The sequence below is a fragment of the Sphingorhabdus sp. genome (assembly GCF_046292425.1).
Classification (GTDB): domain Bacteria; phylum Pseudomonadota; class Alphaproteobacteria; order Sphingomonadales; family Sphingomonadaceae; genus Sphingorhabdus_B.
Map to the genome: position 1 here is coordinate 4,964 of NZ_JBKBQV010000059.1, position 11,575 is coordinate 16,538.

15 protein-coding genes are annotated in these 11,575 nt (G+C 56.0%); 11 read left to right on the plus strand and 4 right to left on the minus strand.

The features are described from left to right. Window positions 1-35: 35 nt before the first annotated feature. Window positions 36-836 carry a cold-shock protein gene (locus ACK4S7_RS11230; protein WP_409646828.1) on the plus strand — a complete coding sequence of 267 codons (801 nt, stop codon included), beginning with the start codon at window positions 36-38 and terminating at the stop codon, window positions 834-836. Window positions 837-903: 67 nt separating this feature from the next. Here ACK4S7_RS11230 and ACK4S7_RS11235 read toward each other — a convergent pair whose 3' ends face one another. The 3 genes from ACK4S7_RS11235 to ACK4S7_RS11245 all read right to left on the minus strand — a co-directional run bounded on the left by ACK4S7_RS11235 (window position 904) and on the right by ACK4S7_RS11245 (window position 2,424). Then, on the minus strand, window positions 904-1,368 hold the full coding sequence (locus ACK4S7_RS11235) for a Dps family protein (RefSeq protein ID WP_409646829.1): 465 nt from the start codon (window positions 1,366-1,368) through the stop codon (window positions 904-906). 82 nt (window positions 1,369-1,450) lie between these two features. Then, window positions 1,451-2,017 carry a TMEM165/GDT1 family protein gene (locus tag ACK4S7_RS11240; RefSeq protein ID WP_409646830.1) on the minus strand — a complete coding sequence of 189 codons (567 nt, stop codon included), beginning with the start codon at window positions 2,015-2,017 and terminating at the stop codon, window positions 1,451-1,453. Window positions 2,018-2,052: 35 nt separating this feature from the next. After that, a complete protein-coding gene (locus tag ACK4S7_RS11245; protein WP_409646831.1) occupies window positions 2,053-2,424 on the minus strand; it encodes a hypothetical protein in 372 nt (123 codons plus the stop codon). A gap of 302 nt (window positions 2,425-2,726) precedes the next feature. On the opposite strand from ACK4S7_RS11245, the gene rpmG reads away from it, so the two are divergent. Together rpmG and ACK4S7_RS11255 are read left to right on the plus strand one after the other, a co-directional pair. Further along, entirely contained in the window at window positions 2,727-2,894 is a 168-nt protein-coding gene (rpmG, locus tag ACK4S7_RS11250; protein ID WP_125229418.1) for a 50S ribosomal protein L33, read from the plus strand. A 106-nt stretch (window positions 2,895-3,000) separates the two neighbouring features. Continuing rightward, window positions 3,001-4,074, plus strand: a complete 1,074-nt coding sequence (locus ACK4S7_RS11255; RefSeq protein ID WP_409646832.1) for a calcium:proton antiporter — start codon at window positions 3,001-3,003, stop codon at window positions 4,072-4,074. A 9-nt stretch (window positions 4,075-4,083) separates the two neighbouring features. Here the strand turns inward: ACK4S7_RS11255 and ACK4S7_RS11260 are convergent, their stop codons facing one another. Further along, window positions 4,084-4,449 carry a response regulator gene (locus ACK4S7_RS11260; RefSeq protein ID WP_409646841.1) on the minus strand — a complete coding sequence of 122 codons (366 nt, stop codon included), beginning with the start codon at window positions 4,447-4,449 and terminating at the stop codon, window positions 4,084-4,086. Window positions 4,450-4,501: 52 nt separating this feature from the next. On the opposite strand from ACK4S7_RS11260, the gene ACK4S7_RS11265 reads away from it, so the two are divergent. From ACK4S7_RS11265 to ACK4S7_RS11300, 8 genes are all read left to right on the plus strand, one after another. Continuing rightward, entirely contained in the window at window positions 4,502-4,771 is a 270-nt protein-coding gene (locus ACK4S7_RS11265; RefSeq protein WP_409646833.1) for a DUF3572 family protein, read from the plus strand. After that, the gene (locus tag ACK4S7_RS11270; RefSeq protein WP_409646834.1) at window positions 4,768-5,430 is read left to right on the plus strand and encodes an HAD family hydrolase; all 663 of its coding nucleotides are present in this window, start codon (window positions 4,768-4,770) and stop codon (window positions 5,428-5,430) included. The genes ACK4S7_RS11265 and ACK4S7_RS11270 overlap by 4 nt, the downstream gene beginning before the upstream one ends. Continuing rightward, the gene (locus ACK4S7_RS11275; protein ID WP_409646843.1) at window positions 5,424-5,888 is read left to right on the plus strand and encodes a RidA family protein; all 465 of its coding nucleotides are present in this window, start codon (window positions 5,424-5,426) and stop codon (window positions 5,886-5,888) included. Before ACK4S7_RS11270 ends, ACK4S7_RS11275 begins: the two co-directional genes overlap by 7 nt. Further along, window positions 5,888-7,021 (plus strand): GNAT family N-acetyltransferase, encoded by a 1,134-nt coding sequence (locus ACK4S7_RS11280; protein ID WP_409646835.1) that lies wholly within the window; start codon window positions 5,888-5,890, stop codon window positions 7,019-7,021. Before ACK4S7_RS11275 ends, ACK4S7_RS11280 begins: the two co-directional genes overlap by 1 nt. Before the next feature lie 65 nt (window positions 7,022-7,086). Continuing rightward, window positions 7,087-8,301: an acyl-CoA dehydrogenase family protein gene (locus tag ACK4S7_RS11285; protein WP_409646836.1), complete on the plus strand. Its 1,215-nt coding sequence runs from the start codon at window positions 7,087-7,089 to the stop codon at window positions 8,299-8,301. 61 nt (window positions 8,302-8,362) lie between these two features. Then, the gene (locus tag ACK4S7_RS11290) at window positions 8,363-9,121 is read left to right on the plus strand and encodes a crotonase/enoyl-CoA hydratase family protein (RefSeq protein WP_409646837.1); all 759 of its coding nucleotides are present in this window, start codon (window positions 8,363-8,365) and stop codon (window positions 9,119-9,121) included. A 1-nt stretch (window position 9,122) separates the two neighbouring features. Beyond that, window positions 9,123-10,658 carry an acyl-CoA synthetase gene (locus tag ACK4S7_RS11295; RefSeq protein WP_409646838.1) on the plus strand — a complete coding sequence of 512 codons (1,536 nt, stop codon included), beginning with the start codon at window positions 9,123-9,125 and terminating at the stop codon, window positions 10,656-10,658. A gap of 35 nt (window positions 10,659-10,693) precedes the next feature. Beyond that, the coding region (locus ACK4S7_RS11300) for an aldehyde dehydrogenase family protein (protein WP_409646839.1) at window positions 10,694-11,575 on the plus strand (882 nt) is incomplete at its 3' end.

An 11,575-nucleotide genomic window follows, 5' to 3' on the forward strand; every position in this document is an offset into this window, starting at 1 on the left:
GTGGTTCAGGGCGATGAGAAGGCAAGTAAGAAGTTATGGGTTTTGATCGCAAGCGTGCTGGCAAGGGCCGGGACAAAAGAGACGGTTTCGGTGATGAAAGCTATGACGGTTATCGCGCACCGTCCCCTTATCAAAGTGACTTTGGTGGCGGCCGTTCAGGCGGTGGTGGATATGGCGGCGGCAATAGCGGCGGCGGCGGTGGCGGAGGTGGCTTTGGTGCCCCGCGTCGTGGTCCCGGCGGTCCTCCAATGCCGGCCCAAGTCATCGGTTCCGGCAAAGGAATTGTCAAATTTTTCAATGGCCAAAAAGGCTTTGGCTTCATTCAGGTAGACGGTCGTCCAGACGATGTCTTCGTCCATATCAGTGCTGTCGAGCAGGCTGGACTTGCTGGTCTTGCAGAAGGTCAGCCATTAGAGTTTCAGCTTGTGGAACGTGGTGGCAAGGTGTCCGCAACGGATCTCGTCATCGATGGCGAACCAATGGCCGTCAGCGAACGTGCACCGCGTCCGGACCGTCCTGCCTTTGATCGTGATCGTGCACCGCGCGGCGATGATCGTGGCGGCTTCCGTGGTGGTGATCGCGACTCGGCGCCACGTGGCCCGCAACGCGAATCAACAGGCGAACGTGCCAACGGGACAGTGAAGTTCTTCAACGACATGAAGGGTTTTGGTTTCGTGCAACGCGACGATGGCGGCGAAGATGTGTTCGTTCACATTTCTGCGCTGGAGCGTTCGGGCATGGGTCAAGTGACTCAAGGCGATCGTTTGGCTTTCGACATCGAAATCGACCGTCGCGGCAAATATTCGGCCACGAACCTGAGCACGCTTTCCGAATAAGTGCGCTTTAGAAATTCAAAAAGGCGGGTGAAGCATAACGCTTTGCCCGCCTTTTTTGTTGCGCTTGTCAGGTGTTGCCGATTGTCGCGGCCAGAAACCAGGCGCGCTGTTCGGCTTGGTCCGTCCAGTCATCCAACAGGCTGTCGGTTGCATTGTCGCCTGCCTTGTCAGCCAGATCTTTTGCGTTCTTCAACGCTGTGATCATTATCTCGTTATCGGCGTGCAATTCCTTCAACATCTTTGCCGCGTCCGTCGAAGTCGAATCATGATCTTTGATGCGCTGCTTTGCCGCAATTGAACCAATTGATGTCAACGTATCCTGACCCAGTTTGCGCACGCGCTCTGCCACAAGGTCAGTGGTCGCAATCAACTCTGTCGCCTGTTCGTCAAACAGCAGATGATATTCGCGGAAATGCGGGCCGTTGACATGCCAGTGAAAATTCTTGGTTTTCAAATACAGCGCGTAATAATCGGCCAAAAGGCCATTTAATGCATCAGCCAATGCTTTTTTGCTATTGTCGCCAGCTGCCATCGCGGTTCTCCTTTATGCGGGGGATGAACTGCATATAGGAACGAATTGGCCAGTTTCAAACGCATGCACGGGGTTACTGCTCTCAACTTATGCCAAAAGCTTGCGTTGCAAGCACGGCGCCCCAGATCAAAAAAATTGCGCCGGAGAGCCATCGAATGGGCTTCAATGGCACAATTTGCGCGAGCTTGTCTCGCATGATGACTGCCGGAACAGTCGCCGCCATAATGCCAACGAAACCGCCAGCCAACGTCATCCCCCACAACGGGGTACGCGCGCTTTGCGCGGCGATGATGAACTGGCTCTTGTCGCCAAATTGCAAAATGAACAGCCCAAGAAATGCCGTCGAAAAAGCTGACGTTTTCCAGTTGCGCAACGGATCGACATTGCGGCGCCAGAACAGCATTCCCGCGCCAGCAAATATATACGCTAATCCGGCGAAAAACTTCACCGGCTGCGCGCTGATCCAGCTATCGATGAAAGAGCCCCCCAATGCCGACATCGCGCAATTAAGCAACGTTGCGCAGGCAAGACCAGCTATGATGGCATGGTTTTTTTGAAAGCGCAGCGCCAACGCGGCAGCAAGAATCTGTGTTCTGTCGCCCATTTCGGCGAGGAAAACTGACAGCAAAGTCGTATAAAGAGCGTCCATAGGCGACGCCCTAGCACATGATTTGGCAAATACGATTAGTGCTGGAGTCGTACCGCAATTGAGGCGAGCAGCGATTGCGTCATTGATGGACTTAAATGCGAACAGCCAATGGCATCGTCCAATATGCTCGTGAAACTTTTGATCACCGAATCGGCTCCACCAAATTCGATAACGCGCTGCATCGACGCTTCGAACACACTCGCAATTTCTGCAACGGCGGTGATATTATGGGCAATAGCCGTCTGACGAATGGTCTCAAGTCGGACCAGGAATTGAAGCGGACTGCTGTCGAATGTGGTCAGCCGCAACGCCTCCAGCAGGTCGCTTAGCTCGGCGCGAATCAACATCTGACGATCATGATCTAATTCCATGGCAATGCCCCAATGCCCCAATAATATGACAATCATGCGCCAACATGGTTAACGATGTGTGAAAGCAAGGGGACCGAGCGACGAATCGACGCCGTTTCAAATGCTGGTAACCGTCATCGTGAACGTGTTTCAGGATCTTAGTTTTGCGGGGCGTATAAAAAGCAAGTTGCTGAAACGCGCCTACCCGGATGTTTTGTGGAAATCTCGCGAAGCAAAAGCCGCATTCCAGCTTATTGGCTTGACTTTACCCGCGCGAATCCGCATTGGCCCGCCTCTGTGAACAGCGCGGTATTTATCTGCGCAGTTTTTTGCGAAATTATTGAACAAAGGAATGGGCCATGGCGAAGCCAGCCACGATCAAGATCAAGCTGCTCAGCACCGCTGACACCGGCTTCTTCTATGTGACCAAGAAAAATCCGCGCAACATCACTGAAAAGATGACGTTCCGCAAATATGACCCCGTCGTGCGCAAGCATGTCGAGTTCAAGGAAGCCAAAATCAAGTAAGCCCTACGGCTGCTCACATTTATTCGATCAGGGCGCTTCGGGCGCCCTTTTTGATTCGCTCTTTCTGAGGGCTTGCCCAAGACTTCGGTCCCGCTACATGGAACCGATGCAAAGATTTTTCCAACACTGGACATGGATTGCGCCTGCAAGCGCTTGGGCGTTGATCGCAGCAAGCATTGGCGCGGCGATCCCGATACTGCTGCTGGGCGTCGTTCTTATTGCCACTGTACTTGCGGCGGTTCATCATGCTGAGCTTGTTGCGCACCGCGTGGGCGAACCGTTCGGGACATTCCTTCTTGCTGCTGCCGTTACCATCATCGAACTAGGGTTGATCGTAACGTTAATGCTGGCTGCTGGCGAAAGCGCTGCCACCTTGGCACGCGATACGGTGTTCGCCGCCGTCATGATCATATCCAACGGCCTTATCGGCGCGTGTATCTTTATAGGCGCCATCATGCATAAAGAGCAGATTTTCAAGCAAACGGGCGTGAGCGCTTCGCTTGCTACCCTGTGCGCTCTCACAGTCCTGACACTTGTGCTTCCCAATTTCACCGTTAGCGAACCGGGACCAGTTTATTCGGAATCACAACTCGCTTTTGTGGCGGTTGTATCGATTATGCTCTATGCGACTTTCGTCATGGTGCAAACGGTGCGACACCGGGACTATTTCCTGCCCGCAAAAATTTTGGCCGCGGATGAGGATATCCATGCGGCACCTCCAAGCAACGCCCAGACAATCTTCTCTGCCATTGCGTTGATTCTTTGCCTCGGTGCGGTGGTGTTGCTGGCTAAGACGCTTGCGCCAACGATCGAGGCTGCGGTGGCCTCTGCCGGCGCACCGCGCGCGGTCGTCGGTGTCATTATCGCTGCGCTTGTGCTGCTGCCTGAAAGTGTCGCCGCCCTCCGCGCTGCGATGGCTAATCGATTGCAGACGAGTATCAATCTTGTCCTTGGGTCTGCGCTCGCTACAATTGGGCTCACTATCCCGGCCGTCGCCGCTTTGTCGTTGGCGATGGGACTACCCATAGCACTTGGGTTGGATACAAAAGGAATGGTGTTGCTGTTCCTGACCCTGTTGGTCACAACATTGACGCTTGGAACGGGCAAAACAACGATTCTCCAAGGCGCAGTGCACCTGCTGATTTTCGCAGTCTTTCTGTTTACGACGATTGTGCCTTAGCGACGTTAATCAGCCAATTATTCCTCGCACCGCCTCTAGAAACTTCATCACTGATACTGGCTTGGATAAATAGCTTTTGGCACCTGCTGCCATGATGCGTTCTTCGTCACCTCTGCCAGCGTAGGCAGTTACAGCCAGAACCGGAATTGCCGATAGCCGCGGGTCTTTCTGCATTGCTTCGATAAGATCGATGCCGCTGACATGGGGCAACTGGATGTCCATGATCACGAGATCGGGCGCAAATGCCTGCGCTTGTTCCAGGGCCAAGCGGCCGTCTCGAACGCCTTCCACTGTGAACTGATGCGCGCGCAGCAGGTCCGTGAACAATTTGAGGTTGAGTTCATTATCCTCAACGATCATGACCTTTTTACTCATACCGACCTTTTCCCGCTTTGCGTTCGCGAATGGCATGGCTTAAGCGAAACCAATGCATGAAACAAATGGCAAGTTAGACGCATCGGGTATGGCGTTCCAGGCTTTGGCTTGGGCGTTGATGGACGAATCACGGGCGGAAAGATTGTTGTCGCTCACTGGCCTCACGCCCGAGGGCCTGCGCGGCAGTATTACTGACCGCAGCACGCAGGCGGCGATATTATCCTTTCTTGAGGCCCATGAGCCTGATCTTATTGCTTGCGCGGCCATAATCGGGGTGTCCCCTGCCGTTCTTGTGCAGGCACGGCAGGAACTGGAGGCATGAGTGTCATCCGTTCTCGCCCGCTTCTGATATCCGACTGCGATGAAGTGTTGCTGCACATGATTGTGCCGTTTCGTGATTGGCTGGACGAAGCGCATCACATTCATTTCGATCTCGTCCATGGTGACTGGGGCGAAGCCTTGCGCCACAAGCATGATGGCACCGTCGTCGAGCGTGGACGAGTGTGGGATCTGCTCAACGGATTTTTCGATACCGAAATGCACCGGCAACAGGCGATTGATGGCGCTGTGGATGGCCTCCACCGGCTCCGCAAGCACGCCGATGTCGTTATCCTTACCAACCTGCTTGATCACCGCGCAGGGCCACGCGCGGAGCAACTAAGGGCAGTTGGTATCGACGCACCTGTTTACTGCAACCAGGGCGGGAAGGGTGAGGCGCTTGGACGCATCCTGGATGAATATCGACCAAGTGTTGCGGTGTTCGTCGATGATCTGGCCCATCAGCACGAATCGGTGGGAGAACATCATCCCGACGTGTGGCGTCTGCATTTTGTCGGCGAGCCGTTGTTGTGGGAGCGCGTGAAGCCGTCGAAATCTGCGCATGCACGGCTGGACCGGTGGGCGGACGCCGAAGTTTGGATCAGGGACAAGCTGGTGGCAAACATACCAGCACCCGAATTGGAAAAGGTAGAATTATTATGATCGAAGCAAAATTGGCCGAACTGGGCATAACGCTCCCCGCACCCGCCGCGCCTGTAGCGTCCTATGTTCCTGCCGTGGAAGCGAACGGCATGCTCTTCATTTCGGGTCAGCTGCCGTTTGTGGATGGCAAGGTTTTGACAGGCAAAGTCGGCGATACCCGGTCGTTGGAAGATGGCAAGGCCGCAGCCAAAGCATGCGCGGTCATGCTGATCGCGCAGATGAAGGCAGCCCTTGGCGGTGACCTTGACCGCGTGGAGCGGATTGTGAAACTTGGCGTGTTCGTCGCTTCGACCCCAGACTTCACCGATCAGCCCGAGGCCGCAAACGGTGCATCCGACCTGATGGAAGCAGTCTTTGGCGATGCCGGCAAGCACGCCCGCGCGGCCGTTTCGGTGCCTGTCCTGCCACGCGATGCGACTGTGGAAATTGACTGTGTTGTAAAGGTGCGCTCGGCTTAATGGCAGACGGCGTAACCGCCGAACTCTTCAATAAGGTCAGCGACATTCCCGCGGACCAATGGGATGTGCTTAACGCGCGCGGCAATCCGTTCGTCAGCCACGCCTTCCTGTCGGCCCTTGAACAATCGGGAAGCGTTGGCCCCGGAACCGGCTGGTCGCCTGCGCCCGTCCTTATCCGCGATGCAGACGGTGTTCCGGCCGCAGCAGTTCCGGCTTATCTTAAAACGCATAGCCAAGGCGAATATGTGTTCGACCACCACTGGGCCGATGCGCTTGAGCGGGCTGGCGGACAATATTATCCCAAGCTGCAAATCGCTGCGCCCTTCTCACCAGTGCCTGGGCCGCGTCTGCTGTTGCGTGACCCTGCGTTGGCGTTGCCGATCTTGCGCGCCGCCGAGGCCGTGGTCGACCAGAATGGCCTGTCGTCCGCGCACGCAACCTTTGTGGAAGAGGGTGAGCTGGAGCAATTCCGCGCGGCTGGGTGGCTCACTCGGGTGGGTACGCAATTTCATTGGCAAAATCGCGATTATGCCGATTTCGAAGGCTTTCTTGCCGCATTGTCATCACGCAAGCGCAAGGCAATCCGCAAGGAACGTGCAGGCGCCCAAGATGCTGTGCGCATCGAACAGATTTCCGGCGCGGACATCACACCAGAACATTGGGACGCGTTCTGGGTATTTTATCAGGATACGGGCGCGCGCAAATGGGGGCGGCCATATCTGACGCGCGCGTTTTTCGATATTATCGGCAGTAGCATGCGCGACAGCATTGTTCTGTTTTTGGCCTTTGACAATGACCGCCCGATTGCAGGTGCGCTTAATTTCATCGGGCCCGATTGCCTCTATGGCCGCTATTGGGGATGCACGCGCGACGTGCCCTTCCTCCATTTTGAATTATGTTATTATCAGGCAATTGATTATGCGATCGCGCATGGTCTTGCCCGTGTTGAGGCAGGCGCGCAGGGCGAGCATAAGCTGGCGCGCGGATATGAGGCAGTGCCGACTTACTCGGCGCATTATATTTCCAATGAAGGCTTTCGAAGGGCAGTTGCCGATTTTCTGGAGCGGGAAACGCAGGCGATGGAACGCGAGATTGAATTTCTCGGCGAAATGGCACCCTTCAAGAAGGGCTGAGGCCAGTCAAACGGCTCTTGCAATCCTCTATTTAATCGCGCAATTAAATGGCGAGAGAGGAATCAATGATGAGCACACCAAGCCCCGAAGAACTTGGCCGTTTTGAAAAGCAGTGCGATGCGTGGTTCGCAGAACATACCGTGCGCGATCCGGGGTTCATGCTGCCGCTGACCTTCATGGAAGTGTCCACGGATCAACAGTTTGATTTCCTCCGCGACTGGCAACGCAAGGTATATGAGGCGGGCTTTTTCGGCATGTCCTGGCCGACCGAATATGGTGGCTATGGCATGCATCCTGAATATCAGCGTATCGCTACGCGAGTCATGAAAAGCCATGATGCGCCAATCATGCTCAACGCGATTGCCAATGGCTGGACCGGGCCATTATTGCTCGACATCGGCCGCGAAGAGGACAAGCGTCGCTTCATCAAACCCATGCTGTCCGCCGAAGAAATCTGGTGTCAGGGCTTTTCCGAGCCGGAACATGGTTCCGACCTTGGCAGCGCGCAGACCAAGGCTGTTCGTGATGGCGATGAATATGTCATCAATGGTTCCAAAATCTGGACATCTTTGGGCGACCGCGCCGATTACATGATCCTGCTCGCGCGCACGTCGAATGACGGGCCAAGCAAATATGCAGGGCTGAGCTTCTTCCTTGCGCCGATGAAAATTCCGGGCGTCGACACCCGGCGTTTGAAAAAACTTACCGGCGAATATGGCTTTACCCAGTGTTTCTTCACCGATGCGCGCATCCCGGCCTCGGGCCTTGTCGGCGAAGAAGGGCAGGGCTGGATGGTTGCGATGAAGACGCTCGAATATGAGCGTGGTGCCAAGGTCAATCCCGTCGGCGGCTATTTCGTCAAGGAGATGGACGTCATGGGCGTCATCGATATGGCACGTTCAGCCAAGCGCGGCGGCAAGCCAGTGCTAGATGACCCTGTCATGCGCGATAAACTGGTTGAATATATGATCGAGATCCAGGCGCTGAACCTGAACAACCAGCGCCGCCGCATGGCCCCGCTGACCAGCGACCGGCCAATGGGGCTTGCCTTGATGAACAAGCTGGCGCGGACCGAACTGGTGCGCGAGCTGACCGAGTTCTCATTGCAATTTCAGGGTACACGCGCTGGCTATTATGTTGGTGACGAAAACGCGGTCGATGACGGCTATTGGCACCGGTCCTATCTGAACAGCTTCTCTGCCACCATCGGCGGGGGCACGAGCCAGATCCAGAAGAATATCATCGGCGAACATGTGCTTGGCCTGCCCAAGGGGCGGTAAACCGAGATGTCCCTGTGTGTCATTCGCAGTTGACGGTAATGACCAAGTTTTGGAGTAAGCTATGTCCGAAGTCCTAACCCAAGCGCAGGACGGCGTCCTGATCATCACCATCAACCGGCCCGAGGCGAAAAACGCGGTCAACCAAGCGGTCGCACAAGGCATCGCTGCAGCGATGGACCATCTCGACGGCGACAAAAGCCTGAATGCAGGCATCATCACTGGAGCAGGCGGCACATTCTGCTCTGGCATGGACTTGAAGGCATTTCTGCGGGGCGAGCTGCCAAGCATCAAGGGCAAGGGCTTTGCTGGCTTTATCGAATCACCCCCTGCAAAACCGTTGATTGGAGCAGTTGAGGGCTATGCGCTGGCTGGCGGGATGGAAATTGCGATTGCATGCGACCTGCTGGTGGCGAATGACAAGGCGCAGTTCGGCATTCCAGAAGTGAAACGCAGCCTTGTGGCGGCCGCCGGCGGGCTGCTCACCTTGCCATCGATTATCGGCAAACGCATGGCGATGGAATTGGCGCTGACAGGCGATTTTATTTCGGCGCAGCGGGCCTATGAAGTGGGGTTTGTAAACCGCGTTACTGAAGGTGCTGCGATCGACGCTGCGCTTGAGCTGGCGGCCAAGGTTGCAGCCAATGGCCCGCTGGCGTTGATTGCAACGAAGCGCGTCATCAACGAGCGACCTGACTGGAATTCGTCGGAGATGTGGAAAAAGCAAAACGAGGTCTGCGCGCCAGTATTCACCTCGAAAGACTCACGCGAGGGCGCTTTGGCCTTTGCCGAGAAACGTAAACCGAATTGGCAGGGGGAATAATATGGGACATCCCGCCGTCCACGCCGCCGCGAACCCGGACAAAGCCGCCGTCATCATGGCCGGTTCGGGCGAAACTATCACTTATGGCCAGCTCGATGCCCGGTCCAACCAGTGCGCGCATCTGTTTCGCGCGCTTGGGCTGAAGCATGGCGACACGGTGGCATTTTGCCTGGAGAACCGGGCGGAATTTTTTGATCTCGTCTGGGGCGCGCAGCGCGCGGGGCTGATTTATGTTGCTATCAGTTGCCGACTGACGGCGTCCGAAATCGACTATATTCTGCAGGATAGCGGGTCAAAAGCGCTGTTTGCGTCGCCCTATCTTCGTTCAGCGCTGGATCAGATCCAAAGCCCGGTGAAGCGCTACATAATCGGCGGCGAACATGCGGGGTGGGAAAGCTACGCAGCTGCAGTTGCCGATATGCCGACGTCGCCGGTTGCCGATGAGCGGGCAGGTACGGACATGTTGTACAGCTCCGGCACGACAGGACAACCCAAGGGCATCCGCTTTCCTTTACCGGAGGATGCCGACATTGCCGCGCCCAATGTACTGGCAGGTCTTGCCATGATGGCGTTCAAATTTTCGGGCGACAGCGTGTATTTGTCGCCTGCGCCTTTGTACCACGCTGCACCCTTGCGCTGGTGTGCAGCCGTGCACAGGTTGGGCGGTACCGTCGTGGTCATGGAAAAATTTGAGCCAGAGGCCGCGCTCATGGCTATCGAGAAATACAAGATTACTGCGAGCCAGTGGGTGCCGACGCATTTTGCCCGCATGCTCAAACTGCCGGAAGATGTGCGCGCCAAATATGACGTGTCGAGCCTCGAATCTGCCGTCCACGCCGCTGCGCCGTGCCCCGTTCCCATCAAGGAAGCGATGATCGCCTGGTGGGGCCCCGTCCTGCGCGAATATTATGCCGGGACCGAGGGGCAGGGGATTACCTTTATCTCCAGCGAAGAATGGCTGACGCACAAGGGCTCGGTAGGCCGCGCATTGAATGCCACGATGCACATTTGCGACGACAATGGTGATGATGTGCCGGTGGGTGAGGAAGGGACCGTGTTCTTCGAAAGTGCCGCGTCTTTCAGCTATCATAATGATCCGGAAAAAACCAAAGGCGCGACTAACAAGCATGGCTGGACGACGCTGGGCGATGTCGGGCGTCTGGATGAAGAGGGCTATTTATACCTTACCGACCGCAAAAGCTTCATGATCATTTCCGGCGGGGTAAACATCTATCCACAGGAGATTGAAAACCATCTCGTCACGCACCCCCGCGTCCGTGACGTTGCGGTCATCGGCGGACCGCATGACGAAATGGGTGAAGAGGTTATTGCGGTGGTTCAGCCACTGGATATGGCGGACGCGGGCGATGAATTGCGCGACGAACTGACCGCCTACGCGCGGGAGAAGCTCTCGGGTATCAAGATTCCCCGCCGGATCGATTTTCGCGAGGAGCTTCCCCGCCACGACACCGGCAAGCTGTATAAACGCCTGCTGCGTGATGAATATTGGGCAAAGCAGGACAAGCCGACAACTTGAGGCTATAAAGCCAGAGACTCATCAGGAGATAAACAATGACCACCCAGTACAAGAATCTGATCAACGGCGAACTGGTGGATAACGGCCAGTGGATTGACGTCGTTAACCCCGCGACCGAACAGGTAATTGGCCAGGTTCCCGATTGCGGGCAGGCTGATCTAGACAACGCTGTGGCCGCCGCGCGCGCTGCATTCCAGACATGGAAGAAGACCAGCGTTGAAGAGCGCCGGGCCTTGTTTGCCAAAATGGCCGACGTGATCAAGGCGAACAGCGATGAGCTTATGCGCTTGCTGACTGCCGAACAGGGTAAGCCACATATGCAGGCAGGCAGCGAAATTGCTGGCTGCGTTGGCATGACGCGCGCCTTGCCAATGCTCAACCTTGAAGAGAAAATCACTGAAGATAGCGACAAGCGTCTCAGCCGCACGCGCCGCGTGCCCGTTGGCGTTGTCGGCGGTATCGTGCCGTGGAACTTCCCTGTGCTGATGGCGGTGCAGAAAATTGTTCCCGCTTTGTTGTCGGGCTGCACGATGGTGCTGAAGCCATCGCCGTTCACGCCACTGGCGACCTTGCGCTTGGCGGAGTTGATTGCTGGCGTGTTCCCACCCGGCGTGCTGAACATCATCACCGGCGGCGATGCACTTGGGCCATTGCTGACCGCGCATCCAGACATCGACAAGATCACCTTCACAGGCTCGACAGCCACCGGCAAGCGGGTGATGGAATCGGCGTCGAAGGACCTCAAGCGCATCACACTTGAACTCGGCGGTAATGATGCCGCAATCGTCCTGCCGGACGCAGATGTTGCCAAGGTGGCCGAAAAGCTTTTCTGGGCAAGCTTTTACAACGCAGGTCAGGTTTGCATCGCGGCCAAGCGCATCTACATTCATGAAGATATCTATGATGAATTGTCGGGC

Coding starts and splice junctions, on each gene's coding strand:
- ACK4S7_RS11230 (WP_409646828.1), top strand. CDS start 36: ATGGGTTTTGATCGCAAGCGTGCTGGCAAGGGCCGGGACAAAAGAGAC.
- ACK4S7_RS11235 (WP_409646829.1), bottom strand. CDS start 1,368: ATGGCAGCTGGCGACAATAGCAAAAAAGCATTGGCTGATGCATTAAAT.
- ACK4S7_RS11240 (WP_409646830.1), bottom strand. CDS start 2,017: ATGGACGCTCTTTATACGACTTTGCTGTCAGTTTTCCTCGCCGAAATG.
- ACK4S7_RS11245 (WP_409646831.1), bottom strand. CDS start 2,424: ATGATTGTCATATTATTGGGGCATTGGGGCATTGCCATGGAATTAGAT.
- rpmG (WP_125229418.1), top strand. CDS start 2,727: ATGGCGAAGCCAGCCACGATCAAGATCAAGCTGCTCAGCACCGCTGAC.
- ACK4S7_RS11255 (WP_409646832.1), top strand. CDS start 3,001: ATGCAAAGATTTTTCCAACACTGGACATGGATTGCGCCTGCAAGCGCT.
- ACK4S7_RS11260 (WP_409646841.1), bottom strand. CDS start 4,449: ATGAGTAAAAAGGTCATGATCGTTGAGGATAATGAACTCAACCTCAAA.
- ACK4S7_RS11265 (WP_409646833.1), top strand. CDS start 4,502: ATGCATGAAACAAATGGCAAGTTAGACGCATCGGGTATGGCGTTCCAG.
- ACK4S7_RS11270 (WP_409646834.1), top strand. CDS start 4,768: ATGAGTGTCATCCGTTCTCGCCCGCTTCTGATATCCGACTGCGATGAA.
- ACK4S7_RS11280 (WP_409646835.1), top strand. CDS start 5,888: ATGGCAGACGGCGTAACCGCCGAACTCTTCAATAAGGTCAGCGACATT.
- ACK4S7_RS11285 (WP_409646836.1), top strand. CDS start 7,087: ATGATGAGCACACCAAGCCCCGAAGAACTTGGCCGTTTTGAAAAGCAG.
- ACK4S7_RS11290 (WP_409646837.1), top strand. CDS start 8,363: ATGTCCGAAGTCCTAACCCAAGCGCAGGACGGCGTCCTGATCATCACC.
- ACK4S7_RS11295 (WP_409646838.1), top strand. CDS start 9,123: ATGGGACATCCCGCCGTCCACGCCGCCGCGAACCCGGACAAAGCCGCC.